Below are 25,585 nucleotides of genomic sequence, written 5' to 3' on the forward strand. Positions count from 1 at the left end.
CGGACCCGATGGCACGATCGCCCCACCGTTCCAGCCCCTTGCCGACGCGCTCACCCAGGCGGAGAAGCCCTGGTCGGTCATGAGCTGGCTGCGGATCAGCGCCGCGGCTGCACTCCTCGACGAACTCACCACGGAGTACACCGAGATCAGTCATGGGCTCCTCGACCGGCTGCCTCAGACCACGGTCACACGCAACGTCCGGCACCACCTCGTCATGACCGGAGCCCTCCCCGAACGCCACGAGACCTTCGCCCGGCTCGAGCTCTGGGCGAAAACCACCCTCGAAGCCCTGCCCCCACACCAGTCCCGGATCGTCAGCCCCTTCGCGGAATGGCACGTCATCAAGGACGCACGCCGCCGAGCGGAGCGCGGACGCTACACTCCCGGCGCCGCGAAGGCCGACCGTGGCAACATCCGAGCCGCAATCCGCTTGCTGAACTGGCTCGACCAGCACCAGCTCACCCTCGCGGACCTGCACCAAGAGGATCTGGATCTGTGGCTCACGCAGAACCCCACCCGACGGCAAGCCGTCCACTCCTTCGTCCGATGGCTCACGAAGCGAAAACTGACCCGACCGCTCGATACACAACTCGCCCGCAAGGGATTCCCTGCGAACTTCCAGACGGACGACGAGCACCAGCAACAGCTGCGGAGATGCCTCACAGACGAGGCTGTGCCCCGAGAGCTCCGCATCGTGGGAGCCCTGATCCGCCTCTACGCACTCCCCATCTCGCGCATCAAAGAGATCACCACCTCCCAGTTCCAACTGAACGACGCCGGTGCTTTCCTCACCATCGATCGCCACCCTGTACTGCTGCCTCCGACGCTGGCCCGGCTCATCAAGGCCCACATAGCCAGCCCGCAGGCCAGCTCGATGCTCAAGCCCCGCGCGTCCTCCGAACCCGACTACCTTCTCCCTGGTCGACACGCAGGTCGCCCCCTGAGCGCCGGCCACCTCATCAAACGGCTGCGGAACCACGATCTCCCCACCCGTGCGGCACGCAACACGGCAATGATCACCGCCATCACCGAGCTGCCGCCGATCGTGGTCAGCGACCTCTTCGGCCTCTCGGCCGCCACGACCTTCCAGTGGGCCAAGTTCGCCCAACAGAACTGGACCGACTACCTCGCGCTCCACGATTAGTGCAGGCATCTGGTCCCTTCTCCAGCCAAACGAACTATTCCGAGTGCGTGTGCGAGTGTGGCGTTGCACTCTCAGGTCTTCCTCAAATCGCGCCCAGCGTTCAGCGTGTGCCTGCATGATCTGGTCTATGGCATCTTCACAATGGAGTGTCGGTCGCGTGCTTGCCCGCTGGAAACTTGCTCTAGTTCCTGTGGGCTTCTCGATGATCGGGTATGGGAACTCTCTTTATGGCGGCCCAAATCGGCGTCTCGGTTGGGTTCTATTTCTCGCTGGCTGGGTTATCACAGTCAGCGGTATGCCGGCCTGGAAGCGGTTTGTGGATGAGGACCCACTTCGTGCGGGGTATGAGAGATATGTCTGGGTGGTCTTCTTCCTGATCCTATTCCTGGCGGGACCTGCCCATGTTGTTTTCATGGCTGCCGTCGGAGCGGCCCATGCGGGCAACTACCGCACTGCCGCAACATCGCTGGGCCTGATCTACCTCATGCTTCCATTGATCGTGCGGTGGGCTGAGCCGAAGGACTACACCTTTGCGCGGCTCCCCAGTCGTATTGGGCGAGCCACATTCTTTCGCACCGTCGCCAACGCGGCTGGTATTGGCGCAGTCGGGGCGTTCCTTGGTGCACGCTTTATCGCTACCTATCCGGCGCCGCTTATTTCTACGGTCTTGACTCTCATGGTCACCATGGTTGTGGTCACGCATAAGACTTTTGCGCGGGCACGGAAGCTCTGCACGCAGACTTGTATTGACGTGCAGGCTCTGCTTTGGGTAATGGACGAGCTCGATGATGCGAAAAGGCGGGACAAGCCGGCGAGCGGACTGATGGATTGGCGGCGCTGGCGACGCAGCCGTCAGGCGACGGGCGCAAAGCACGCTGATAAGCAGATGGCGGCTCACCAGAGTTGGCACACTCTCAAGCTCGACCTCTGTACCACCGTAGACAGCGGCTACCGCCTGTTCGGGCTGCCGCTCCTTACCAAGGGTGAGGTGGACGAGTTGGAGAGAGAGGTGCTGGCTGAGATCGAAGCCGCCGGTCCCACGGACGCTGCCTCGACGCGTAAGAACCTGCACGCCATCCTGAAAGCGTGTGCTGGACGCATCGACGTCTTGGCCTAGCTCCATGCATCGGCGCCCCTTCCCGACGGCCTCCCTCACTTGCCTGCGGAAGCCGGACAGGACTACAGAGTCGATCACGTCACCTCGCCCCTCGAATACTGCAGGGTTGGAACACCGGCTCTTCCCCAGTCCGGCCGATGCCCGACCGGGGCGACAGCCGACGCCGGAATACCGGTCTCCTCGACCAGTTCCCGCTGCGCGGCCGCGAGCAGGCTGCCGTCCTCGGCCTCGACGTGTCCACCTGGCAGGAGCCAACGGTTCAGAGCGCGGTGGCGGACGTGGAGCACTCGGCCCTCGGTGTCGCCGAGAACCGCACCGGCGGTCACATGGCCACGGAGCTCCTTGCGGCTGACGAGGTCCGCGGACTCGTCCAGCAGTTCGGAAAGGATGGTCAGTCGCTCTTTCTCCTCCGGGTACGCAGCGAGGTAGTCGTCGAGGGTCGCGCGGATGTGGCCGGCCGTGACGGGCATGGGGGTCTCCTCACTTGTTGAAGTAGTCGAGCCATGTGACAGCGATGGCAGCCCGGTCGGCCGCGCCGAGTTCGTGCATGCCCGGTTCCAGCCCGCCACCCGCGAGCACGGCGGAGGCGGCGATAATCTCGCCCTGCACGAGGAAGATGAACGGTCCGACACTGGCTCCGTGCAGGAAGTTGACAGCGTTTCCGCCGTTCAAGAGGTAGAAGTAGTGCCCGGTCGTCGAATAGCGAGTGATGTGCTGTCCGACGTGAGTCCGCTCATACACGTCGTTCACCCCCGCCAGCTCGAGTTCGTCCTCGCTGCTGGTCACAGTGGCGATGTACGCACCGTTGCGCAGCCGCCCGAAATTCTCGCTCCGGAGCGAAAGCGCGCCACTGGCGCACAGGACCAGCCCCGCGTCCTCAAGTCCCTTCTCCAGCGCGTGCACCACCGCGAAGCCCTGGGAGAGGGCCTGCGTGCGCCGTACGGGGTCGATGTCGTAGACCGTGACGCGAACGCCCTTCGCATGCAGCAGACGCGCGATACTCGAGCCCAGCTTCCCGAACCCGATGACGAGTGCGGTACGGCCGTGCAGGATGTCACCGCGGCTGCGCAGGAGTGCCTCGGTCGAGAACACGACGGACTGCCCGACCAGGAAGTCTTCCGGATCTTTCAGGGGTGAGCGGGCCACCGAAACAACCGGGCAGGGAAGCTTGCCCAGGTCGGCGTATCGACGATGGCCGTTCTCGGTGTCCTCGACCACGCCAATGATGCTCCCGGAGAAGCGTTCGCACAGTGCGTGAAGGGACGGCGCGAAGTAGCCACCCACGTCGAGCAGGACGACACGCAACCCTGCCGCCCTCGCCTCGATGTACCGCACGGCACGATCAGGCTCGGCGAACAGCTCCCGCGACAGCCTGTCGCACACGTACCCGCTGCTCTCGACCAGTCCCATGGCCTCGGCGTGCACGGACTTGGGTTTGGGCAGCACCGCCCGGAGCTCCGTCACCTCCGCCACGCCGCGGACGAACGCCGGACGCTCGGGCAGCAGATGCGTGATCAGCACAGAGGCCGGCCTTTCGACCGGAACGAAGCGGGAGGCGATACGCCCGAAGTAGGCGTTGAGTCGCGCGTGCTCAGTTGCTTCCATCACTGTCCTCCATGTTTACGGAGTCCATCTTGAGCACCGCCCAGACGGTTTTTCCGGGATGGTGCGGTGTCACGCCGAAGTCATCGGCGAGGGCCATGACGAGGTGAAGTCCTCTGCCTCCGCAGTCGTCCGCCTCCGCGTCCCTCACCTGCGGGCTCCCGCCGCCGCTGTCACGCACCTCGACGCGGACGAGGGGTCCGTCGCCGGTCAGCCCCAGGGAGAATTCGCGCCCTGGCGGGGCTCCGTGCAGCAGGGCGTCGGTCGCCAGCTCCGACACACAGAGACGCACATCGTCCTGCCGGTCCCGGTAGCCCCACTCCATAAGCGTTTCGAGAGCGAACGTGCGCGCGGCGGGCACGGAGCGGCGCACCCGCGGAAATCGACGTTGTCGTGACAGAGGCACGGTGAGCCACCGCCTTGGTCCAGTGGTGTACGGTCCGGCAAACCGTACCACTATTCACGAAAAGCAGATAGATAAGGGATGAGAGCGGCGCTCTCCGGCGACTCGCTTAATGTGTAAAGCGGCAAGCTCGAACACCCGCCCCTCTGGAGGAGACAGTGAGCGACAGCACCTGGGTCAGCTCCTCGCTGCCGTACCTGACCGCACGGGAGAAGAGGCGGCCGGACGCCTGGGCGGCCGAAGCCGAGTCCCGTGGAGGCAAGGGCACGCAGCGCATCGCGTACGCCGGTGAGACGGCGGCCCCGGAGGAGGTCGCCGCGCTCCTCGAACTGCCTGCGAAAGCGACGGTGATCGTGCGCCGCCGGGTGATCGAACTCGATGGACGACCGTGCGAGTTGACGAACACCTACTACCCCGTGCACATCGCCCGGGGCACCCGCCTCGCCGAGGCGAGGAAGATTCCGGGCGGCGCCGTGACCTTCCTCGCCGAGCACGGGCACGTCGGCGCCCTTGTACGCGAGGACGTGACCGCGCGGATGCCCGACGCGCAGGAGCGCGAAGTCCTGCGCCTCAGCCCGGACGAACCGGTCCTCCTGCTGAGCCGGGTCACGCTCGACGGCGACGACCGGCCCTTTCAGGTCGACATGATGGTCATGCCGGCCCACCGGCAACGCCTGCGCTACGAGATCCGGATCGGATGACAGTGCCCATCACCCACACCGACTCGCCGGACCGACGGTCGCTCCATGAGCGGATCGCCGCCGATCTCCGCGACGAAATCATGAGCGGCGACCTGGCACCGGGCGCCAAACTGCCCTCCACGGCGCAGCTCAAGGAGAGGTTCGACGCCTCGAACGCGACCATCCAGAAAGCACTGCAGCTCCTCAAGGACGAGCAGCTCGTGGTGGGCCGCGCCGGGTCCGCCGTGACCGTTCGCGAGCACCGGCAGCGAACGGTGCGCCCGGCCGCGTACATGGCTCCCGCGGAGCCGGGAAAGCCGTACCGCTGGCTGGCCGAGGCCGCGAAACTCGGCGCCCCGGCGCACAGCACGCTGCTCGACGTGGTCGAGACCCGTCCTCCGGTCGATGTCGCGTCCGCGCTGGGCCTCGACGGCGCCGAGACCGCGGTACTACGTCATCAAATCCTGTCGATCGACGGGGAACCGGTCGAACTGGTCAAGTCCTACTACCCGCTGTCCATCGCCCGGGACACCGACCTCACGGCCAAGCGGAAGATCAGGGGCGGCACCCCGACGCTCCTCGGCCGGCTGGGGTTCCCACCACGCCTGAGCGTCGACCGGGTCTCGGCCAGGGTCCCCACCCAGGAGCAGTACCAGGCCCTGAACCTGCCCAGTGATCTCCCCGTGCTCCGCACCCTGCGCGTCGTGTACAGCGACGACGAACGCCCCGTGGAGGCCACCGTCATGGTCAAGGCGGGCCACCTGTACGAGCTTCAGTACGAGTTCACGCCTGACTGAGTTCGTCTCTTCCCGTTGGCGGCGCTGCCGCTGTGGGCGGCGGCAGGGTCCGTCCCAGGCGGGCGAGTGGGGAGAGTGCCATCAGTGCGGGGGACAGCAGCATGCCGACCGCCGTGGCGAGGAGGGCGGTGCGCAGGCCCCACCGCTCCGCGAGGAGGCCGCCGAGCAGGGAGCCGAGCGGGGTCGGGCCCATGCCGGCGAAGGTAATCGTCGCCGCGACGCGGCCCTGCATCCCGTCCGGGGTGACGGCCTGCCGGACGGCCATGACCGTGACGTTGACCAGCTGGCCGCAGGCGCCGAACACGAGGTTGACCGCCACGAGCGCGGGGACCGTCACCGCGGCGGGGCCGTGCAACGCGGGCACGCACAGCAGCACGCCGTCGCCGAGCGCCGCCGCGGACACCAGCACCGCGCCGTGACCGAACCGGCCCGGCAGACGGGCGGCGAGCAGCGAGCCCAGGAGGGCGCCCGGCCCGGTCGCCGCGAGCGCCAGCCCGACGGCGGTGCCCGACAGGTGCAGTTCCCTGGGCAGGAAGAGCAGGTAGACGGTCATCATGGCCGCGAAGGAGAACTGGAAGGCGGCCGAGGCGAGGCCCACGGTCCGCAGCAGGGGGTCACCGGCGACGAAGCGGAGGCCCTCCTGGATCCGCCGCCGGACCCGAGGGGGCCGTTCCGCGCGCCCGGGCACCGCTTCGGGGCGGCGGATCCGCCGGATCGACAGGAACGACAGCACGAAGAACAGCGCGCCGGCCGCGAGGGCGACCGACGCCGACAGCAGGGAGACCAGCGCGCCGCCGAGAGCGGGACCGCCGATCTGCGCCGCGGACCGGCTGCCCTCCAGGGCGCTGTTGCCCGGCAGCAGCCGATCGCGTCGCACCAGCCGCACCAGGGAGGTCTGGTACGCCACGTCGAAGAGGACGGACAGGGCCCCGACGGTGAAGGCGACCACGAGCAGGGACGGCAGTCCGAGCACGCCGAGGAGGCCTGCCACGACGGCCGCGCCCAGCACCACGGCCCGGCCGGCGTCCGCCAGCACCATCACCGTACGGGCCCGCCACCGGTCCACCCACGCGCCGACGAAGAGCGAGAGCAGCAGGACCGGCGCCTGCCCCACCGCGCGCAGGACGCCCAGCCGGCCGGGGTCGGTGTGGAGCGTCAGGACGGCGATCAGCGGCAGCACCACCAGGCTCGCGTGCTCGCCCAGCTGGGAGGCGCTCTGGCCCACCCAGAGCCGGCGGAAGTCGGCGTCCCGCCACAGGCCGGACGGGGCGGGACGACGGGGGACGGAGGAGGAACCGGACGGCACGGGGACCCCTTGGGTTGCCGAGGACACGGCCCGCCGTCCGGCGCACGGCAGGGCGCACCGACGGTTCGGGCGGGGGAAGGGCTCGCTGTGCCACGGCTCGAGGGCGGCACGCGATGACGGGCCGACGACGGCCCACGGCGTCAACGCGCGCTCGGACGACCGACCATGTGCTCAGCTCCTCGTGGGTCACTCACTGCCCGCACAGTAGCCCGCGGCGCTCCGGCGGGAAACCGGTTAAGCGCCGGCGCGGGCGGCCCCGTGCCCCGCGGGGCCGGACGGGGCGCGGGCGTGGACGACAGCGGCCCCGGTGCGGTACCTCGCACCGGGGCCGGACGCGTCGCGCGCGGAGGGCTACGCCTTCCACTTCTCCCAGGGCATGTTCCAGCCGTTGAGGCCGTTGTCCGGGGCGATGGTGGCGTCGTCGGAGTTCTTGACCTCCACGACGTCGCCGAGCAGGGAGTTGTCGAAGAACCAGGCGGCCGGTGCCCCCTTGTCCCAGCCGCCGCGGACGTCGCGCAGGCCGACGCAGCCGTGGCTGGCGTTGCGGTTGCCGAAGGCGTCGCCGCCCCAGTAGTTGCCGTGGATGAAGGTGCCGGAGGTGGACAGGCGCATGGCGTGCGGGACGTCCTTGATGTCGTACTCGCCGCCGTAGCCGACCGTATCGCCGTTCATCCGGGTGACCGCCAGCTTCTCGCTGATGACCATCTTGCCGTTCCAGGTCTCGTAGCCGGGCGCGCCGGTGGTGACCGGGATGGTCTTGAGGAGCTTGCCGTCCCGCATGACCTTCATCGTGAGCTTCTTGGCGTCGACGACGGAGACCTGCTCGCGGCCGATGGTGAAGGAGACCGTCTTGGACTGCTCGCCGTAGACGCCGTCGCGGCCCTCGACGCCGTCGAGGTTGAGGTCGACGGTGACCTTGGTGCCGGCCTTCCAGTACTTCTCGGGACGGAAGTCGAGGCGGTCGTTGCCGAACCAGTGGCCCTCGACCTCGACGGCCGGCTCGGTGGTGACGCGGACGGCCTTCTCGACGTCCTCCGGGTTGGTGATGCCCCGGGTGAAGCGGAGCGAGAACGGCATGCCCACGCCGACCTTGGAACCGTCCTCGGGGGTGAAGTGACCGATGAAGGTGTTCTTCGGCGTCAGCGTGGTGAAGCTGGAGTCCTCGGCCGCGGTGCGGCCCTCGGAGTCCTTGGCGACCGCGTGCACCGTGTACTTGGTGGAGGCGGCCAGGTGGGTGGACGGCGTCCAGGTGGCGCCGTCGCCGGATATCTTCCCGTCGATCGTGTCGCCGTCCGGGTCCTTGACGACGACCTCGGTGAGCTTGCCCCTGCTCGCGTTCACCTTCAGCGCGCCACTGGTCTCCACGGACTTCGCGCCGTCCTCGGGCGCGATGCCGACCACGGCCTCGGACTGCTTGCTCTGCGCGGCGGTGGAGTCCTTGCCCTTGCCCTTGCCGTCGCCCGAGCCGGAATCCGTCCCCCCGCCGCCGCAGGCGGTCACCGCCAGCATCACGCCGAGCGCCAGCGCCGCCAGCTTCCTTCCGCCTCGCCCCCGCGCGCCGACCGGCGTCGCCCCCGATATGGGCCCCACGTTCACTTGTTTCTCCCCTCGGCGGACCCAGTCCCTGCCGGACCCGCGCCCCCGCGCGCCCCTCGCGCGCTCGGGCATAGTAACCACAGGCCAGAGCGGTTCGAGGCGGCGGGTTTGTCACCGTTCCGTTCCAAGTTCGACGGCCCGCCGGGGGAGTCACTTCACCGCGCCGCCCGCCTTCCACCTCTCCCAGTTCATGTTCCAGCCGCCGAGGCCGTTGTCCGGTGCGACCTTCCTGTCCTTGCTGTTGACGACCTCGACGACGTCGCCGACGAGGCTGCGGTCGAAGAACCAGCCCGCCGGGGTGTCCGCCCCGCCGCCCTTCACGTCGCGCAGACCGATGCAGCCGTGGCTGACGTTGGAGTCGCCGAAGACGTCGGCGTCGGCCCAGTAGTTGCCGTGCAGGAAGGTGCCGGAGCCGGTCAGGCGGATGGCGTGCGGGACGTCGGGGATGTCGTACTCGCCGCCGAAGCCGACCGTGCGGCCGTCCATGCGGGTGACCTCGAGCATCTCGGTGATCACCATCCTGCCGTTGTACGTGGGCGTCTTCCGCGCCCCCGCCGTGATCGGCACGGTGGCCAGCAGCTCCCCGTCCCGCCGCACGCGCATGGTGTGCGCGGCGGCGTCGACCACCGACACCTGGCTGCGGCCGACGGTGAAGGTGAAGGTGCGGTGCTGGAGGCCGTAGACGCCCGGCGCCCCCTCGACGTCGCGCAGGTTCAGGTCGACGCTGACCTCGGTGCCGGGCTTCCAGTAGTGCTCGGGGCGGAAGTCGAGGCGGGAGTCGCCGAACCAGTGCGGGCGGATCTCGACGGCCGGGCGGGAGGTGACGCGGACGGCGCGTTCGACGGCCGCGCGGTGGACGATCTTCCGGTTGAACTCCAGGGAGACGATCATCCCGGTGCCGACGGTGGAGCGGTCCTCGGGGGCGACGTAGCCGATGAAGCGTTCCTCCGGGACCTGGGTGGTGAAGGTGGTGTGCCGGGCGGAGCGGCGGCCGTCGCCGTCCACCGCCACCGCGTCGACGGTGTACTCCGCGGCCAGCGCCAGCCGTTCGTCGTCGGGCTTCCAGGTCAGCCCGTCGCCGGAGATCCGCCCGGGGACCGGTGACTCCCGCGCGTCCTGCTCCACGACGACCTTCACCGACTCCAGCCGCCCGTCCGGCACGCGCACCCGCAGCGCCGAGCCGGGGCGTACGCCCCTGCTGCCGTCGTCGGGCGACACCCGGATGACGTCCCCGGCGGCCGGGGGCCCGGACGCCCCGCCTACGGTGCCGTCCGCGGTGCAGCCGGCGGCCCCGGTCAGCAGTCCTGCCCATGTCACTACGGCGGCCAGCGCGGCCCTCGCGCGCCGTGCGCGCCCTTGTACGTACCTCACGCGGTGCCCAACGACGGGCCTCGCCTCCGGGAAACGACCATGCCGCCCCCCGGGGAAACGTGAGTGCGAGGCACGCTCTGGGCAGAACAGGGGGGAGGACGACGCGCCGGGGAGCCGCGGCCGAGCCGATCGACGGGCCGTGCCCCCTGTCCGCCGTCGTCCCCCACGAGCCGCGGGAGGCTGACAGGTGTCCAGCGCAGCCGAGCAGGAGGCGGTGGCCTCGGAACGGGCCACCGGGGACGGGCGCCCGGCCGTCGTCGTGAACGGCGCGCGGCCGGCGCCGCCCGTGCCCACGGTGCCCGTGCGGCCGGGCCGGCCGACGCCGCTGGGCGCCCGGTTCCGGGTCGGCCCGGACGGGGTGGCGGGGACCGACTTCGCGTTGTGGGCGGGCGGGGCGGAGGGGGTCGAGCTGTGCCTGTTCGACGAGCGGGGCAGGGAGAGCAGGGCCCCGCTCACCGAACTGACGCACGAGATCTGGCACGGTTTCGTGCCGGGGGTGCTGCCCGGGCAGCGCTACGGCTACCGGGTGCACGGCCGCTGGGACCCGTGGACCGGCGCCCGCTGGAATCCGGCGAAGCTGCTGCTGGATCCGTACGCCCGCGCGGTGGACGGGGACTTCCGGCTGCCGCCGGAGGTGTACGGGCACGTCCGCGACTGGCCGGAGCAGCACGTCGCGGACACCGTGCGCGACGACCGCGACTCCGCGCCGTACGTCCCCAAGGGCGTCGTCGTCCACGACGACGACGACTGGGCGGACGACCGCCGGCCGAAGACGCCGTGGGCGGACTCGGTGATCTACGAACTGCACGTCCGGGGCTTCACCCGGCGGCACCCCGGCGTCCCCGAGGAGCTGCGCGGCACCTACGCGGGTCTCGCGCACCCGGCGGCCGTCGAGCACCTGGTGAGGCTGGGCGTCACGGCCGTGGAACTGCTGCCGGTGCACCAGTTCGCGCACGAGGACCACCTGCTGCGGCGCGGGCTGCGCAACTACTGGGGCTACAACTCCATCGGCTACTTCGCCCCGCACGCCGGCTACGCGGCCTCCGGGACGCGGGGGCAGCAGGTCGGCGAGTTCAAGCGGATGGTGCGGGCGCTGCACGCGGCCGGGATCGAGGTGATCCTCGACGTGGTCTACAACCACACCGCGGAGGCGGGCGAGCTGGGCCCCACGCTCTCCCTGAAGGGCGTCGACAACCGCGGCTACTACCGCCTCCAGCCCGACGCGCGCAGGTACGCCGACTACACCGGCTGCGGCAACACCCTCCACGTCGTCCAGCCGCACGTCCTGCGCCTGATCACGGACTCCCTGCGCTACTGGGTGACGGAGATGGGCGTCGACGGCTTCCGCTTCGACCTGGCGGCGGCGCTGGCCCGCTCGATGCACGACGTCGACATGCTCTCCCCGTTCCTCGCGGTGATCGCCCAGGACCCGGTGCTGCGCCGGGTGAAGCTGATCGCCGAGCCGTGGGACGTGGGCTCCGGGGGCTACCAGGTGGGCGCGTTCCCGCCGCTGTGGACGGAGTGGAACGACCGGTACCGCGACGCCGTACGGGACTTCTGGCGGCACGCGCTGCCGGACGTGCGGGAGATGGGCTACCGGCTGTCCGGGTCCAGCGACCTGTACGCCTGGGGCGGGCGGCGGCCGTACGCCTCGGTCAACTACGTCACCGCGCACGACGGCTTCACCCTGCGGGACCTGGTGTCGTACGGGCGCAAGCACAACGAGGCGAACGGCGAGGGCAACCGGGACGGCACGGACGACAACCGCGCCTGGAACTGCGGCGCGGAGGGGGAGACCCAGGACGAGGGCGTACGAGCCCTGCGGCGGCGGCAGCTGCGGAACCTGCTGACCACGCTGCTGCTGTCGACGGGCGTGCCGATGCTGGTCGCGGGTGACGAGATGGGCCGCACCCAGCGCGGCAACAACAACGCCTACTGCCAGGACAACGAGATCGGCTGGGTGGACTGGACGCTCGTGGACGACCCCGACTGGCGGCCCCTGCTGGAGCTGACCTCCCGGCTGATCGCCCTGCGCCACCGGCACCCGGTGCTGCGCCGCCGGGCCTTCTTCTCCGGCCGGGCGCACTCCGCGGACGGGCTGCGCGACCTGGCCTGGTTCACCCCGCGCGGCACGGAGATGACCGAGGACGACTGGTACGCGCCGGCCGCCACGCTCGGCATGTACCTCTCCGGGCGGGACATCCCGGGGCGCGACGAGCACGGGGCGCCGGTCCTCGACGACAGCTTCCTGGCCGTCCTGCACGCGGGGCACGACCCGGTGGAGTTCGAGCTGCCGGGGCCGCCGTGGGCGGAGCGGTACGAGGTGGTCGTGGACACCGCGCGGGAGGAGCAGGACCGGGCGCCGGGGGTGGAGCACCGCGCGGAGACCCGGGTCACGGTGCCGGGCCGGACGGTGCTGCTGCTGAAGGCCGTCGGCTGACGTCTCGTTGCGGCTCCGTGAAATCGGCGGCGATCTTCTTGACCGGCCTGCGGCGCGCCTGGGAACGTCCCTGGTCATGAGGACTGCCACTGCCCGCCGGTGCGTGCGCGTCGCGCTCGTGCGGCGACGCCACGTCGACCTGTGCCGGCAGTCCGGCGCGCTCTGTCGCTGACGCGTGCCCGCTTTCCCCTCACTCCTTCCTCCTCTCCACCGCCTCTTTCCTCCCGGGGATCACGCATGCCTGAAATATCCCGTCGTGCCTTCACCGGCCTGGTCGGCGGCGGCGCGGTGACGGCCGTCGCCGGCGCGTCCGCCGACGCCCAAGCCGCCACGCCCGCCGAACGCCCCTTCAGATCCCGCGCCGCCGGCCGGCCCGGCAGACGCCCCAACATCCTGTTCGTCCTCGGTGACGATCTCGGCTGGGCCGATCTGTCCTCGTACGGCTCCCCGCACATCAGGACCCCGCACCTGGACCGGCTGGCCGCCCAGGGCGTGCGGTTCACCCAGGCCTACTCCGGCTCGGCGACCTGCTCCCCGACCCGGTTCAGCCTCTACACCGGCCGCTTCCCGGGCCGTACCGAGGGCGGGCTGGCCGAGCCGATCGGCAACCGCACCCAGGGCCTGGAGCCGGGCCACCCGACGCTCGCCTCACTGCTGAAGGAGGCCGGGTACGCCACCGCCCTGATCGGCAAGTGGCACTGCGGCTTCCTGCCGGACTACAGCCCCACCAGGTCCGGCTGGGACGAGTTCTTCGGCAACTTCGGCGGCGCCCTGGAGTGCTTCTCCAAGCTCGGCCAGCTCGGCGAGTACGACCTGTACGAGGGCGACGCCGAGTACGAGGACCTGCGCTACTACACCACGATCCTGACCGAACGGGCCGTCGAGTACGTCTCCCGTGACCACGACAGGCCCTGGCTGCTCAACCTCAACTTCACCACCCCGCACTGGCCGTGGCTGACCGAGGACGACGCGGAGACGGGTGCCGAGATCGCCGCGAAGATCCGGGACGGCGGCGGGGTGCGCGCGCTGCTGCACAACGACGGCGGCTCGGTGGCGAAGTACAAGGAGATGGTGGAGAGTCTGGACGCCGCCGTCGGCCGGGTGCTCACCGCGCTGCGCCGCGCCGGGCAGGAGGAGAACACCGTCGTCGTCTTCGCCAGCGACAACGGCGGCGAGCGCTTCTCCTACCAGTGGCCGCTCAGCGGCGGCAAGTCGGAACTGCTGGAGGGCGGCATCCGGGTGCCGACCCTCCTGCGCTGGCCGGCCCGGATCGACAGCCGCCAGGTCAGCCACGAGCCCCTCTACACTCCGGACTGGACAGCGACCCTGCTGGAACTGGCCGGCGCCCGGCCCGACCCGGCGTACCCGCTGGACGGGACCAGCCTCGCCGGATACCTGCTGCGCGGCGAGGACCTGCCCGGGCGCGACCTGTTCTGGCGGGTGCGGCGCAACCGGGCGCTGCGGCGCGGCGACTGGAAGTACTACCGCGGCGCGGACGGCGGGGACCACCTGTACGACCTCGCGGCCGACGCCCGTGAGCAGGCCGACCTCGCCGCCGCCCGGCCCGCGCTGCTGGCCGAGCTGCGGGCCGCGTGGGAGGAGGTGGACGCCGCTCTGCTGCCCTACCCGGCGTCCTGACCCGGCCGGACGGGAGGCAGCCGCAGGACCCGCGCGCATCGGCTGACGGAGTGATACGGCTCCCGGGGCCCGGACGGTGCGACCGGCCGTCCGCGCAGGTCGTAGGACCTGCGGTGGAGGGCGGTCCGGCCAAAACTCGGTGGGCAGGGCCGGTGGCGATCCGTAGGCTCGCTGCTGATGCCCACTACACCTTCTCCCCCGGAATCCCGCTCCACCGTGCGTACGCTGCTGCGGCTGTGGCCGTACGTGCGGCCCGTGCGGGCGCGGCTGTTCAGCGCCGCGTTCGTCGCGGTCGTCGCCTCCTGCATCGGGCTGGTCATCCCGCTCGTCCTGAAGTGGATGGTGGACGGCCCGATCGCCGACCGGGATCCGGCGGGGGTGTGGCTGGGCGCGCTGTACCTGCTGCTGCTCGGGCTGGCGGAGGCGCTGCTGTTCGGGTTCCGGCGGTGGCTGGTGGCGCGTCCGCTGTCGCACGTCGAGGCGGAGATGCGGGCGGGTCTGTACCGGCATCTGCAGCGGCTGCCGGTCGCGTTCCACGACCGGTGGCCGTCGGGGCAGTTGCTGTCGCGGGCCACGACGGATCTGATGCTGCTGCGTATGTTCCTGGCCTTCCCGCTGACGTTCTTGCTGGTCAACGGGGTGACGATCATCGTCGGCGTGATCATCATGCTGGTCCAGGACTGGACGCTGGGGCTGGTCGTCCTGGTGCCGGCCGTGCCGGTGATGGTCACGTGCGTGGTGTTCGAGAAGCGGTACTCAGGCGCGGCGCGGCTGGCGCAGGACCAGGTGGGTGATCTGACGACGGTCGTCGAGGAGGGCGTGCTCGGCATCCGGATCATCAAGGGGTTCGGGCGGCACCGCAGTCAGGCACGGGCGTTCCGGGAGCTGTCGGGGGAGCTGCGGGGGACGGAGCTGCACAAGGCGCGGCTGCTGGCGACGATCCTGGGCGTCATCGTGACGCTGCCGGAGCTGGCGATCGGGGCGGCGCTGGTGCTGGGGGCCGTGCGGGTGGCGGACGGGTCGCTGTCCGCGGGGACGCTGGTGGCGTTCCTGTCGACCGCGCTCGCGCTGCGCTGGCCGGTGGACTCGATCGGCTTCCTGCTGGCGATGAGCCAGGAGGCGGCGACGGCGACGGAACGGTACTTCGAGGTGATGGACGCGGAGCCGGAATCCTCCGCGGCTGCGGGCAGTCGTGCCGCTGGGGCGATGGGGGTCCGCCCGCTCGCGCGGCACGACCGCCCGCGGAAGAGCGGAGACGGGCTCGTCTTCCACGGCGTCACCTTCCGCTACCCCGACGCGCCGTCCGGGTCCCTGCCCGTGCTCGACCGCGTCGACCTGCACATCCGTCCCGGCGAGTCCCTCGCCCTCGTCGGCGCCACCGGCAGCGGCAAGACCACGCTCACCGCGCTCGTGCCGCGCCTGCACGAGGTCACCGAGGGGCGGATCACCCTCGACGGGACGGACATCACCGAGATGTCCCGCGAGGAGCTGCGCTCCCGTGTCGCCGTCGCCTTCGAGGAACCCACCCTCTTCTCGGCCAGCGTCGGCGAGAACGTACTGATGGGCGGCGGCACCGGGGACGAAGACCTGGAGCGCGCCCTCGCCGTCGCCCAGGCCGACTTCGCGCACGCGCTGCCCCAGGGCACGGACACCCAGGTCGGCGAGCAGGGGCTCAGCCTCTCCGGCGGTCAGCGGCAGCGGCTCGCGCTGGCCCGCGCCGTCGTCGGACGCCCCGACTTCCTGGTCCTCGACGACCCCCTGTCCGCCCTCGACGTCCACACCGAGGCCGCCGTCGAGGCCGCGCTGCGCCGGGTGCTCGCGGACACCACCGCCCTCATCGTGGCCCACCGCCCCTCCACGGTCCTGCTCGCCGACCGTGTCGCCCTGCTCTCCGGCGGCCGGATCACCGCGGTCGGCACCCACCACGAACTGCTGCGCGGCAACCCCGAGTACGCGCACCTCATGTCCGGCGCCCCCGCGGGGGAACAGGAGGACGAGCGATGACGGCGGCCACCACCGCACCCGCCCGGGACGAGGACGACGACCGGACCCCGCCCTCCGACGACCCCTTCGACCGGGACCAGCTGCCCGCTCCCCCGGGCGCCACCGGCGCACTGCTGCGCTCCCTGCTGTCGCCCCTGCGGGGCAGGGTCGCCGTCACCGCGCTGTTGCTGCTGCTCCAGCAGGCCGCGGTGCAGGCCGGCCCGCTGCTGGTGGCGTACGCCATCGACCGGGCGGTGCCCGCGTTCCGCGGCGACGACCACGGGCCGCTGATCGCGGTGGCGGTGGGCTACCTGCTGTGCGCGGTGGCGGCCGGCGCCCTGCAGTACGCCTTCGTCACCGCCTCCGCCCGGGTCAGCCAGGACGTGCTGCTCGATCTGCGCGGCCGCATCTTCCGGCACGCGCAGGCGCTCAGCGTCGACTTCCACGAGCGCTACACCTCGGGCCGGCTGATCTCCCGCTCCACCACCGACGTCGAGTCCCTGCGGGAGCTGCTGGAGGAGGGCCTGCAGGAACTGGTGATGGTGATCCTCTCCGCCGTCTACATCTCGGTGCTGCTGCTCTGGCTGGACCTCGGCCTCGGCGCCGTCGCGGTGGCGTCCTTCGTGCCGCTGTACCTGCTCGTACGGTCATACCGGCGGCGGGCGGGGCGGGTGTACCGGAAGCGGTCGACGGTCATCGCGGCGGTGATCGTGAAGTTCGTCGAGACGATGAACGGCATCCGGCCGGTGCGCGCCTTCCGCCGGGAGGCCGCCAACGACGCCGAGTTCGCGGTGCTGAACCGTCGGCACGAGCGGACCAACGGCGACGCGCTCCTTGAGATGGCCCGCTACGTCGTCGGCTCCCGGATCACCGCCAACACCACGGTCGCGCTGATCGTGCTGTGGGGCGCCTACCGGGTCGCGGACGGGTCACTGGAGCTCGGTGTGCTGGCGGCGGCGGTGCTGTACCTGCGGCGGCTGTACGACCCGATCGACCGGCTCGGCATGTTCCTGAACTCCTACCAGTCGGCGGCGGCCTCGCTGGAGAAGATCGCCGGCCTGCTGGCGCAGACCCCGTCCGTGCCCGAGCCGTCGGCCCCCCGCGAACTGCCGGAACGGCGTTCCGGGCTCCCCGGCCGCGAGGTCGTCTTCGACGGCGTCCGTTTCGCCTACCGCACCGGCGGCGAGGTGCTGCCCCGCTTCGGCCTCACCCTCCCGGCCGGGCAGACCGTCGCGGTCGTCGGCTCCACCGGCGCGGGCAAGTCGACCCTGGCGAAGCTGCTCGCCCGCTTCTACGACCCCACCGACGGCTGGGTGCTGCTCGACGGGGTGGACCTGCGCGACCTCACCGGACGCGGTCTGCGGCGCGAGGTGGTGATGGTGACGCAGGAGGCGTTCCTGTTCTCCGGCACGGTCGCCGAGAACATCTCGATCGGGCGGCCGGACGCCACCCGTCAGGAGATCGAGCAGGCGGCCAAGGAGATCGGCGCGCACGACTTCATCACCGCGCTCCCCGACGGCTACGACACCGACGTACGCAAGCGGGGCGGCCGTATCTCGGCCGGTCAGCGCCAGTTGGTCGCCTTCGCGCGGGCGCTGCTCGCGGACCCGGCGGTCCTCATCCTCGACGAGGCGACCAGTTCGCTGGACGTCCCCGGCGAGCGGGCGGTGCAGCGGGCGATGGCGACGGTGCTGAAAGGGCGTACGGCGGTGGTGATCGCCCACCGGCTGTCGACCGTGGAGATCGCCGACCGGGTGCTGGTGATGGAGCACGGACGGATCGTGGAGGACGGCAGCCCGGCCGAACTCATCGCCGGGACGGGCAGGTTCGCCGATCTGCACCGGGCCTGGCGGGACAGTCTGGCGTAGCCGCGACGGCGCACAGGGGGAGAACGAGCGGTGATCGACGCGTACGAGGACCCCGGCACGCCCGTCCGCCGGGGCGGGGTCCGGTACCTGTGCCGGCTGGTGCTGCGGCAGCCGGGGCGGTGGTGAGCGCGGCCCTGTACCTGCTGCGGTGGAGCGGGCCGCTGGACGAGGTGCCGATGCGGGTCGAGCAGGTGCGGAGCGGCGGCGCGTCCTTCGCCCGGGTGGAGGGGCCGGCCCGGGCGCCGCGCGGCGGAGCGGGGCGACGGTCCGGATCCCTCGGCACGCACGACGCCCCGGTCGCGGCCGGCGGGGCGTACGCGGCGCTCTGGCACTCCTGGCACGGGGACCGGGGCCCGGCCCTCCCGTAACGGTTCGCATATCGAACGTGAACTCCCGGACAACGAACGGTTTCCGGCCAAATTTCTGACGCGCCCCTGACAGAAACCGCGATCCCCTGCCACTCTTCCCACGGCCGCTCCACAGCAACCCCACCACACCGTCCACCGCTGTCCGGCGGCCACGGCTCAGAGCACTTCCGTTCTGCCCGGCCGGCCCACCCGCCGTCCGGTCTCCCCAGGCCGCGCGATCCGCGGCCACGCAGAAGGAGTCAGCGTTGAGAAGCAGGTCGTCCCACAGACGCACCCCCCGCACCACGCACCGCCGCGCCGCCGCCGTCGCCCTCGCCGGGGTGGCCGCGCTGATCGCCACCGCCGTGCAGTCGGGCAGCGCCACCGCCGCCCCGGAGCGGACGCCGGCGGCGGCGAGCAAGGCGAAGCCGGGTTCCGAGTCGGTCCGGCTCACCCCCGCCCAGCGCGCCGAGCTGATCCGCGAGGCGAACGCCGCCAAGGCGCGGACCGCGAAGGACCTCGGTCTGGGCGCGAAGGAGAAGCTCGTCGTCCGTGACGTCCTCAAGGACCGCGACGGCACCGTGCACGTCCGCTACGAGCGCACCTACGACGGCCTGCCCGTCCTCGGCGGCGACCTGGTCGTCCAGGGCGACACGGCCGGCGCGGCCGACTCCGTCGTCAAGGCCACCCGGGCCGCGGTGAAGCCCGCGACCACCACCGCCGGGGTGCCGGCCGCGAAGGCCGAGCGGCAGGCCCTGTCCGCCGCGAAGGCCGAGAAGGCCGAGGGCGCCGACGTCGACCGGGCCCCGCGCAAGGTGATCTGGGCCGCCGGGGGCGAGCCGGTCCTGGCGTACGAGACGGTCGTCGGCGGCCTCCAGCACGACGGCACCCCGCAGGAGCTGCACGTCGTCACCGACGCCACCACGGGCGAGAAGCTGTACGAGTGGGAGGCCGTCCGGAACGGGACCGGCCACACCGTCTACAGCGGCACCGTCGGCCTGACCACCACCCAGTCCGGGTCGACGTACAACCTCACCGACGGGGCGCGCGGCGGGCACAGGACGTACAACCTCAACCGCGGCACCTCCGGCACCGGCACGCTCTTCTCCGGCTCCGACGACGTCTGGGGCGACGGCAGCCCGTCCAACCTGGAGTCGGCCGCCGCCGACGCCCACTACGGGGCCGCGCTGACCTGGGACTACTACAAGAACGTGCACGGCCGCAGCGGCATCCGCGGCGACGGCGCGGCCGCCTACTCCCGGGTCCACTACGGCAACAACTACGTCAACGCCTTCTGGTCCGACAGCTGCTTCTGCATGACCTACGGCGACGGCTCCGGCAACGCCAACCCGCTCACCTCGATCGACGTGGCCGCGCACGAGATGACCCACGGTCTGACCTCGAACACCGCGGGCCTCAACTACAGCGGCGAGTCCGGCGGCCTGAACGAGGCGACCAGCGACATCTTCGGCACGACCGTCGAGTTCTACGCCGACAACTCCTCCGACGTCGGTGACTACCTCATCGGCGAGGAGATCGACATCAACGGCGACGGCACCCCGCTGCGCTACATGGACAGGCCGAGCCGGGACGGCGCGTCCAAGGACAGCTGGTACTCCGGCATCGGCTCGATCGACGTGCACTACTCGTCCGGCCCCGCCAACCACTTCTTCTACCTGCTGAGCGAGGGCAGCGGCGCCAAGACCGTCAACGGTGTCGCCTACGACTCGCCCACCTCCGACGGCCTCCCGGTCACCGGCATCGGCCGCGCCAAGGCGGAGAAGATCTGGTTCCGCGCGCTGACCACCAAGTTCACCTCCACCACCACCTACGCGGGCGCCCGCACCGGCACCCTGGCGGCGACCGGTGAGCTGTACGGCACGGACAGCGCCGAGTACAAGGCGGTGCAGGACGCCTGGGCGGCCGTCAACGTGGGCACGCGCTCCGGCGGCGGCAGCGGTGGCGGTACGTCCTTCGAGAGCACCACCGACGTGTCGATCCCGGACGCCGGCTCCGCGGTGACGTCCCCGATCACCGTCTCCGGGCGGACGGGCAACGCGCCCTCCAACCTCCAGGTCACGGTGGACATCGTGCACCCCTACAGCGGTGACCTGGTCGTCGACCTGCTGGCCCCGGACGGCACGGCGTACCGCCTGAGGAACCGCACCGGCGGCTCGGCGGACAACATCAACGAGACCTACACGGTCAACGCCTCCTCCGAGACCGCCAACGGCACCTGGCAGCTGCGGGTGCAGGACGCGGCGCGGTACGACACCGGCTACCTCAGCGGGTGGAAGCTCACCTTCCCGTAAACCGGGAGCGAGTGGCGTGCGCGGCGCCCCGCCTTTCTCCGAGGCGTGGGCGCCGCCCTACTCTTGGGTCCCATGTCTTCGGCGGACTTCACCTACGACCACGTCGGCGGGACCCGGGAACCCGGTTTCTGTCCCCCCGGCTTCCACGCGATGCACGTCCGCACCCGCCTCGGCGAGGGCGAGGCGGTCTTCCGGCAGGCGGCCCGGGCGCTGCTCACCTGGGAGCTGCACCGGGAGCTGGGGGTCGGTGTCGAGACCGCCGCCGACCGGGCGGCCCCGGACGTCGACGTCACCATCACCCTCGCCGGGGTCGTGAAGGCACCCTGCCGTGTGGTGTGGACGGTGGAGGAGCGCCGCAGGGCCGGCTGGGCGTACGGCACCCTGACCGGGCACCCCGAGTGCGGCGAGGAGTCGTTCGTCGTGGACCGCACCGGCGACGGGACGGTGTGGCTGACCGTCGAGGCGTTCAGCAGGCCGGCCCGCTGGTACGCCCGCGCGGGCGGCCCGGCCACCCGCGGCCTCCAGCACGCCTACGCCCGCCGCTGCGGCAAGGTCCTCCGCCGCCTGGCCACCCGGGACACCGAGGAGAACTGACACCCCGGCAGCCCGCGGGCAGTCGCCCCCTCACCCCACCCACCCCGGCAGCCTGCGGGCAGTCGTGCCTCCCCCAGAGCCCAAAGGGCCTGGGAGGTGCCCCCAGGGCGGCACGGGTGGGCGCTGGGGGTGCCCCCTCTGGGGGAGGCACCCCCAGCGGGCCGCACCGCACCGCACCACCGCACCGCACCTCCGCACCGCCCCCAGCCAGTGCACACGTCACCGCATCAATAACCCCGCCGCCTCCGCCACATCCTCCGACGGCACCGCCACCAGCCCCAGCTCCGCCCCGGACGCCAGCAACCGGTGCCCGGGCAGGATCCGCACCGTGTACCCGAAGGGCCCCGTCCGGTCCAGGGCGAGCGGCCCCTCGTACACCCAGCGTCCCTCCGGATCGGGCGCGCCCACCGGCTTCAGCGGCACCGCCGTCGCATCGGTGATCCGGTCCTCCCCGTCCACCCGCCCGGAGACCGCCTGCACCTCGACGTCCTCCGGTTCCAGAGCGCCCAGCCCCACCCGCACCCGCAGCGCGAGCGTGGTGCCGAGTTCCGCGGTGGCCGCCGTCACGGACGTCTCGACGTGGTCGACGGTCACACCGTGCCAGGCACCGCGCACCCGCGCCTTCCACGCGGCCAGGGAGCGCGCGGAGTCCGGGTCCATCGCACGGTGGGCGCGGGCGGCGGGCGCGTACAGGCGCTCCACGTACTCCCGGACCATCCGCCCGGCCAGCACCTTCGGCCCGAGCAGGCTCAGCGTCCGCCGCACCATCTCGATCCACCGGTCCGGCAGCCCGCCGCGCCCCCGCTCGTAGAAGCACGGCGTGATCCGCTGCTCCAGCAGGTCGTACAGCGCCGCGGCCTCTATGTCGTCGCGCCGGTCCGGGTCGGTCCCGGCCCCGTCCGCCGTGGGGATCGCCCAGCCGAAGTCGGGCTGGAACCACTCGTCCCACCAGCCGTCGAGCACGGACAGGTTGAGGCAGCCGTTGAGCGCCGCCTTCATCCCGCTGGTGCCGCACGCCTCCAGCGGCCTGAGCGGGTTGTTCAGCCAGATGTCGCAGCCCGGGTAGAGCTTCTGCGCCATCGCCATGCCGTAGTCGGGCAGGAACACGATCCGGTGCCGCACGCGCGGGTCGTCGGCGAAGCGGACCAGTTCCTGGATGAGCCGCTTGCCGCCGTCGTCCGCCGGGTGCGCCTTGCCCGCGACCACGATCTGCACCGGCCGCTCGGGGTGCAGCAGCAGTTCCGTCAGCCGGTCCCGGTCGCGCAGCATCAGCGTCAGCCGCTTGTACGACGGGACACGCCGGGCGAAGCCGATGGTCAGCACGTCCGGGTCGAGGACCCCGTCGATCCAGCCCAGCTCGGCCGTGCCGGCGCCGCGCTGCCGCCAGGAGGCGCGCAGCCGCTCGCGCACCTCAAGGACCAGCAGCTCCCGCAGGGACCGGCGCAGCTCCCAGACGTCCTGGTCGGCGAGGTCCGCGACGGAGTCCCAGCGCTCGGAGTCGCCGACGCTCAGCGCCTCCTCGGTGCGCCGGGCGCCGATCTGCCGGGCGCCGAGCCGGAGCACCTCGGGGGCGACCCAGGTGGGCGCGTGCACACCGTTGGTGACGGAGGTGATGGGCACCTCCTCCGGGTCGAAGCCCGGCCAGAGTCCGGCGAACATCTCACGGCTGACGTCGCCGTGCAGCAGGGAGACGCCGTTGGCGCGCTGGGCCAGGCGCAGGCCCATCACGGCCATGTTGAACAGGTGGGGATCACCGCCGGGGTAGCTCTCCAGGCCGAGCCGGAGGATGCGGTCGACCTCGATGTCCGGCAGTTCGGCGTGCGGGCCGAAGTGCCGGGCGACCAGTTCGCGGTCGAAGCGGTCGATGCCGGCCGGGACGGGGGTGTGGGTGGTGAACACGGTCCCCGCCCGGACCGCCTCGAGCGCCGCGTCGAAGTCCAGCCCCCCGGCGCACAGTTCGGCGATGCGCTCCAGACCGAGGAAACCGGCGTGGCCCTCGTTGGTGTGGAACACCTCGGGCGCGGCGTGCCCGGTCAGCTCGCAGTACGCGCGTACCGCGCGGACGCCTCCTATGCCGAGCAGCATCTCCTGCAGCAGCCGGTGCTCGCTGCCGCCGCCGTAGAGCCGGTCGGTCACCCCGCGTTCGCCGGGGTCGTTCTCCTCGACGTCGGAGTCCAGCAGGAGCAGCGGGACCCTGCCCACCCGGGCCACCCAGATCCGGGCGCGCAGCGAGCGGTCGCCGGGCAGGGCGAGGGCGACCTGGGCGGGGGTGCCGTCGGGCTCCTTGAGCTGGTCCAGGGGCAGCTCGTTGGGGTCGAGGACGGGATAGTGCTCCTGCTGCCAGCCGTCCCGGGACAGGGACTGGCGGAAGTAGCCGTGCCGGTAGAGCAGTCCGACGCCGATGAGGGGGACGCCGAGGTCGCTGGCGGCCTTGAGGTGGTCGCCGGCGAGGATGCCGAGTCCGCCGGAGTACTGCGGCAGGGCGGCCGTGATGCCGAACTCCGGGGAGAAGTAGGCGACGGCGGCGGGCAGCCGGTCGGTCTGCGCCTGGTACCAGCGGTCGCCGGTCACGTAGGCGTCCAGATCGCCGGCGACCGCGTCGAGACGGTCCAGGAAGTCACGGTCACCGGCCAGCTCGGTGAGCCGCTCGGCCGCCACGCCGCCGAGCAGCCGTACGGGGTCGCTGCCGGCGGCGGCCCAGCCTTCGGGGTCGACGGAACGGAACAGGTCACGGGTCCATGGGTGCCAGGACCAGCGCAGATTGCGGGCCAGGTCACTGAGGGGGCGGAGGGGTTCGGGGAGCACGGGTCGGACGGTGAATCGACGGATCGCCTTCACAAGCCACCTCGGCGCGTTCGTGAGAGACGCGGTGTGCGTCCGGGCATCGTTGCCGACAGTACCCGCGCGGGCACGGTCCGCGCGGGAAGCCGGGGGACACGGGTACCTCCCTACCCGCGACCAAACGATTCACCCCATGGCGGACATGGCCGATTCCGCCCCCATGGGTGTACTCGTCGCGCTTCGCACCCCCCACGGAACGAGGGCGGCCGACCGCCCCGTGCTCACCGGCGGGCGTGAAACGGGCCGTCACGGTCGGCGCGACCGGCCGACAGGACAAGAAACCGGCCTTTTCCCACCTCCGTTCCACCCCCGATTCGTCCGCTCCGGGGGCCTCGGTGGCCCCGGCCTCCGCCGCGGGCGCCACCGCGCGGGCCGCCCGCCCGGGTACGCCGGCGGCACCCCCGCACGCGGCGGGCGCGGCGGCGCCGCATCCCGCCGAGCACCGGCGGGCGGACCCGGCCCGGGCGGCGGACGCGCTGGCCAGGGGCACGGTGAGCGGGAAGGCGGCCGGGCGCGGGCCCGGCTCGCCGAGCCGGCCGCTCCGGGTTCCGCGCGCATGACGGCACCCCCGCGGGGTACCAAGTCCCGGACGCCCGGGACGGCGCCGGGGACCGTGGGAGCGGGCCCACCGACGACCGGCTCCGTCCCGTGCGGAGGGGGCCGGTCTTGTGTGTCGACATACGCGTGAGTAGTTAACAAAGCGCCGGATTGCCCACCCGAACAGTGTGGGAAGGCTCCTGCGGGTACCCCCTCAGCAACACCACGCAGGACCCACCTCCCCACAGTCATCCGCCCACCCACGTTGACGCGGACAGGAGCGGTCATGCCCGCCAAGCACCACTCGTCATCCCCCCCGACACCAGGCGCCCGGACACCCGTGGAGCACGGCGCCGGTTCCTCTCCGGCCCGTTCCGCCGAGGCCGGTCCCCCACCGCCGCCCCCCTCCGGGGCACCGGCTCCCGCGCGCCCGTCCCCGGGCCCCGTGACCGCCGTGGGGCGCATCCCCGTCCTCGACGTCCGGCCGATGGTCCGGCAGGGGCGCCGGCCGGCGAAGGCCGTGACCGGTGAGGTGTTCGAGATCTCGGCGACCGTGTTCCGGGAGGGGCACGACGCGGTGGCCGCCAATGTGGTGCTGAGGGATCCCGAGGGGCGTCCGGGGCCGTTCACGCCGATGCGGGAGCTCGCGCCCGGCACGGACAGGTGGGGGGCGACCGTCACCGCCGGGGAGCCGGGGCTGTGGACGTACGCCGTGGAGGCGTGGGGCGACCCGGTCACCACCTGGCGGCACCACGCGCGGATCAAGATCCCGGCGGGCATGGACACCGAGGTCGTCCTGGAGGAGGGCGCCCGGCTGCACGAGCGGGCGGCGGCCGGGGTGCCCGACTCCGGAGCCGGCGGGGTCCTCCTCGCCGCCGTGGACGCCCTGCGTGACGAGAACCGTCCGGCGGCGTCCCGGCTGGCGGCGGCGTTGACGCCGGAGGTGGAGGCGGTGCTGGCCCGGCATCCGCTGCGGGAGCTGGTCACCAGCAGCGACCCGCTGCCGCTG

At 71.7% G+C, this 25,585-nt stretch carries 20 protein-coding genes; 13 read left to right on the forward strand and 7 right to left on the reverse strand.

Annotation, left to right across the window (positions count from 1 at the left end):
- Nucleotides 1-79: 79 nt before the first annotated feature.
- On the forward strand, nucleotides 80-1,144 hold the full coding sequence (locus ACFY3N_RS26740) for a hypothetical protein (RefSeq protein WP_390819277.1): 1,065 nt from the start codon (nucleotides 80-82) through the stop codon (nucleotides 1,142-1,144).
- 295 nt (nucleotides 1,145-1,439) lie between these two features.
- Nucleotides 1,440-2,261: a hypothetical protein gene (locus ACFY3N_RS26745; RefSeq protein ID WP_390819278.1), complete on the forward strand. Its 822-nt coding sequence runs from the start codon at nucleotides 1,440-1,442 to the stop codon at nucleotides 2,259-2,261.
- A gap of 74 nt (nucleotides 2,262-2,335) precedes the next feature.
- Here the strand turns inward: ACFY3N_RS26745 and ACFY3N_RS26750 are convergent, their stop codons facing one another.
- The 3 genes from ACFY3N_RS26750 to ACFY3N_RS26760 are packed head-to-tail and all read right to left on the reverse strand — an operon-like array spanning nucleotide 2,336 to nucleotide 4,224.
- Complete coding sequence (locus tag ACFY3N_RS26750) at nucleotides 2,336-2,731, reverse strand: NUDIX domain-containing protein (protein WP_390819279.1); 396 nt, start codon at nucleotides 2,729-2,731, stop codon at nucleotides 2,336-2,338.
- A 10-nt stretch (nucleotides 2,732-2,741) separates the two neighbouring features.
- Complete coding sequence (locus ACFY3N_RS26755; protein ID WP_390819280.1) at nucleotides 2,742-3,866, reverse strand: adenosylhomocysteinase; 1,125 nt, start codon at nucleotides 3,864-3,866, stop codon at nucleotides 2,742-2,744.
- Nucleotides 3,853-4,224 carry an ATP-binding protein gene (locus ACFY3N_RS26760; protein WP_390819281.1) on the reverse strand — a complete coding sequence of 124 codons (372 nt, stop codon included), beginning with the start codon at nucleotides 4,222-4,224 and terminating at the stop codon, nucleotides 3,853-3,855. The genes ACFY3N_RS26755 and ACFY3N_RS26760 overlap by 14 nt, the downstream gene beginning before the upstream one ends.
- Before the next feature lie 200 nt (nucleotides 4,225-4,424).
- Between ACFY3N_RS26760 and ACFY3N_RS26765 the strand changes: the two genes are divergently transcribed.
- On the forward strand, nucleotides 4,425-4,967 hold the full coding sequence (locus tag ACFY3N_RS26765) for a GntR family transcriptional regulator (RefSeq protein ID WP_390819282.1): 543 nt from the start codon (nucleotides 4,425-4,427) through the stop codon (nucleotides 4,965-4,967).
- Nucleotides 4,964-5,743 (forward strand): GntR family transcriptional regulator, encoded by a 780-nt coding sequence (locus ACFY3N_RS26770; RefSeq protein WP_390819283.1) that lies wholly within the window; start codon nucleotides 4,964-4,966, stop codon nucleotides 5,741-5,743. The genes ACFY3N_RS26765 and ACFY3N_RS26770 overlap by 4 nt, the downstream gene beginning before the upstream one ends.
- Here ACFY3N_RS26770 and ACFY3N_RS26775 read toward each other — a convergent pair.
- The 3 genes from ACFY3N_RS26775 to ACFY3N_RS26785 all read right to left on the reverse strand — a co-directional run bounded on the left by ACFY3N_RS26775 (nucleotide 5,730) and on the right by ACFY3N_RS26785 (nucleotide 10,016).
- Nucleotides 5,730-7,049, reverse strand: coding sequence for an MFS transporter (locus tag ACFY3N_RS26775; protein ID WP_390819284.1), 1,320 nt, complete (start codon nucleotides 7,047-7,049; stop codon nucleotides 5,730-5,732). The genes ACFY3N_RS26770 and ACFY3N_RS26775 overlap by 14 nt on opposite strands.
- 351 nt (nucleotides 7,050-7,400) lie before the next feature.
- Nucleotides 7,401-8,558, reverse strand: coding sequence for an Ig-like domain-containing protein (locus ACFY3N_RS26780; protein ID WP_390819304.1), 1,158 nt, complete (start codon nucleotides 8,556-8,558; stop codon nucleotides 7,401-7,403).
- A gap of 237 nt (nucleotides 8,559-8,795) precedes the next feature.
- Nucleotides 8,796-10,016 carry an Ig-like domain-containing protein gene (locus ACFY3N_RS26785; RefSeq protein WP_390819285.1) on the reverse strand — a complete coding sequence of 407 codons (1,221 nt, stop codon included), beginning with the start codon at nucleotides 10,014-10,016 and terminating at the stop codon, nucleotides 8,796-8,798.
- A gap of 187 nt (nucleotides 10,017-10,203) precedes the next feature.
- Between ACFY3N_RS26785 and glgX the strand changes: the two genes are divergently transcribed.
- The 8 genes from glgX (at nucleotide 10,204) to ACFY3N_RS26825 (ending at nucleotide 21,198) form a co-directional block, all read left to right on the forward strand.
- The gene (glgX, locus tag ACFY3N_RS26790; protein ID WP_390819286.1) at nucleotides 10,204-12,456 is read left to right on the forward strand and encodes a glycogen debranching protein GlgX; all 2,253 of its coding nucleotides are present in this window, start codon (nucleotides 10,204-10,206) and stop codon (nucleotides 12,454-12,456) included.
- A gap of 76 nt (nucleotides 12,457-12,532) precedes the next feature.
- Nucleotides 12,533-12,628: a putative leader peptide gene (locus ACFY3N_RS26795; protein WP_390819288.1), complete on the forward strand. Its 96-nt coding sequence runs from the start codon at nucleotides 12,533-12,535 to the stop codon at nucleotides 12,626-12,628.
- Between the two features lie 65 nt (nucleotides 12,629-12,693).
- A complete protein-coding gene (locus ACFY3N_RS26800) occupies nucleotides 12,694-14,094 on the forward strand; it encodes a sulfatase (protein ID WP_390819289.1) in 1,401 nt (466 codons plus the stop codon).
- Nucleotides 14,095-14,271: 177 nt separating this feature from the next.
- Entirely contained in the window at nucleotides 14,272-16,098 is a 1,827-nt protein-coding gene (locus tag ACFY3N_RS26805; protein WP_390819290.1) for an ABC transporter ATP-binding protein, read from the forward strand.
- Nucleotides 16,095-17,945, forward strand: coding sequence for an ABC transporter ATP-binding protein (locus ACFY3N_RS26810; RefSeq protein ID WP_390819291.1), 1,851 nt, complete (start codon nucleotides 16,095-16,097; stop codon nucleotides 17,943-17,945). The genes ACFY3N_RS26805 and ACFY3N_RS26810 overlap by 4 nt, the downstream gene beginning before the upstream one ends.
- 122 nt (nucleotides 17,946-18,067) lie before the next feature.
- Nucleotides 18,068-18,313, forward strand: coding sequence for a hypothetical protein (locus tag ACFY3N_RS26815; RefSeq protein WP_390819292.1), 246 nt, complete (start codon nucleotides 18,068-18,070; stop codon nucleotides 18,311-18,313).
- 245 nt (nucleotides 18,314-18,558) lie between these two features.
- Nucleotides 18,559-20,604 (forward strand): M4 family metallopeptidase, encoded by a 2,046-nt coding sequence (locus tag ACFY3N_RS26820; protein ID WP_390819293.1) that lies wholly within the window; start codon nucleotides 18,559-18,561, stop codon nucleotides 20,602-20,604.
- Between the two features lie 72 nt (nucleotides 20,605-20,676).
- Nucleotides 20,677-21,198 (forward strand): DUF1990 family protein, encoded by a 522-nt coding sequence (locus tag ACFY3N_RS26825; protein ID WP_390819294.1) that lies wholly within the window; start codon nucleotides 20,677-20,679, stop codon nucleotides 21,196-21,198.
- Between the two features lie 219 nt (nucleotides 21,199-21,417).
- Here ACFY3N_RS26825 and ACFY3N_RS26830 read toward each other — a convergent pair whose 3' ends face one another.
- Nucleotides 21,418-24,036, reverse strand: a complete 2,619-nt coding sequence (locus ACFY3N_RS26830; RefSeq protein WP_390819295.1) for a glycosyltransferase family 1 protein — start codon at nucleotides 24,034-24,036, stop codon at nucleotides 21,418-21,420.
- Nucleotides 24,037-24,862: 826 nt separating this feature from the next.
- Between ACFY3N_RS26830 and ACFY3N_RS26835 the strand changes: the two genes are divergently transcribed.
- Nucleotides 24,863-25,585, forward strand: a 723-nt coding sequence (locus ACFY3N_RS26835; protein WP_390819296.1) for a maltotransferase domain-containing protein, incomplete at its 3' end; no start/stop codon positions are given.

The sequence above is a fragment of the Streptomyces sp. NPDC000348 genome (assembly GCF_042898795.1).
Lineage (GTDB): Bacteria > Actinomycetota > Actinomycetes > Streptomycetales > Streptomycetaceae > Streptomyces.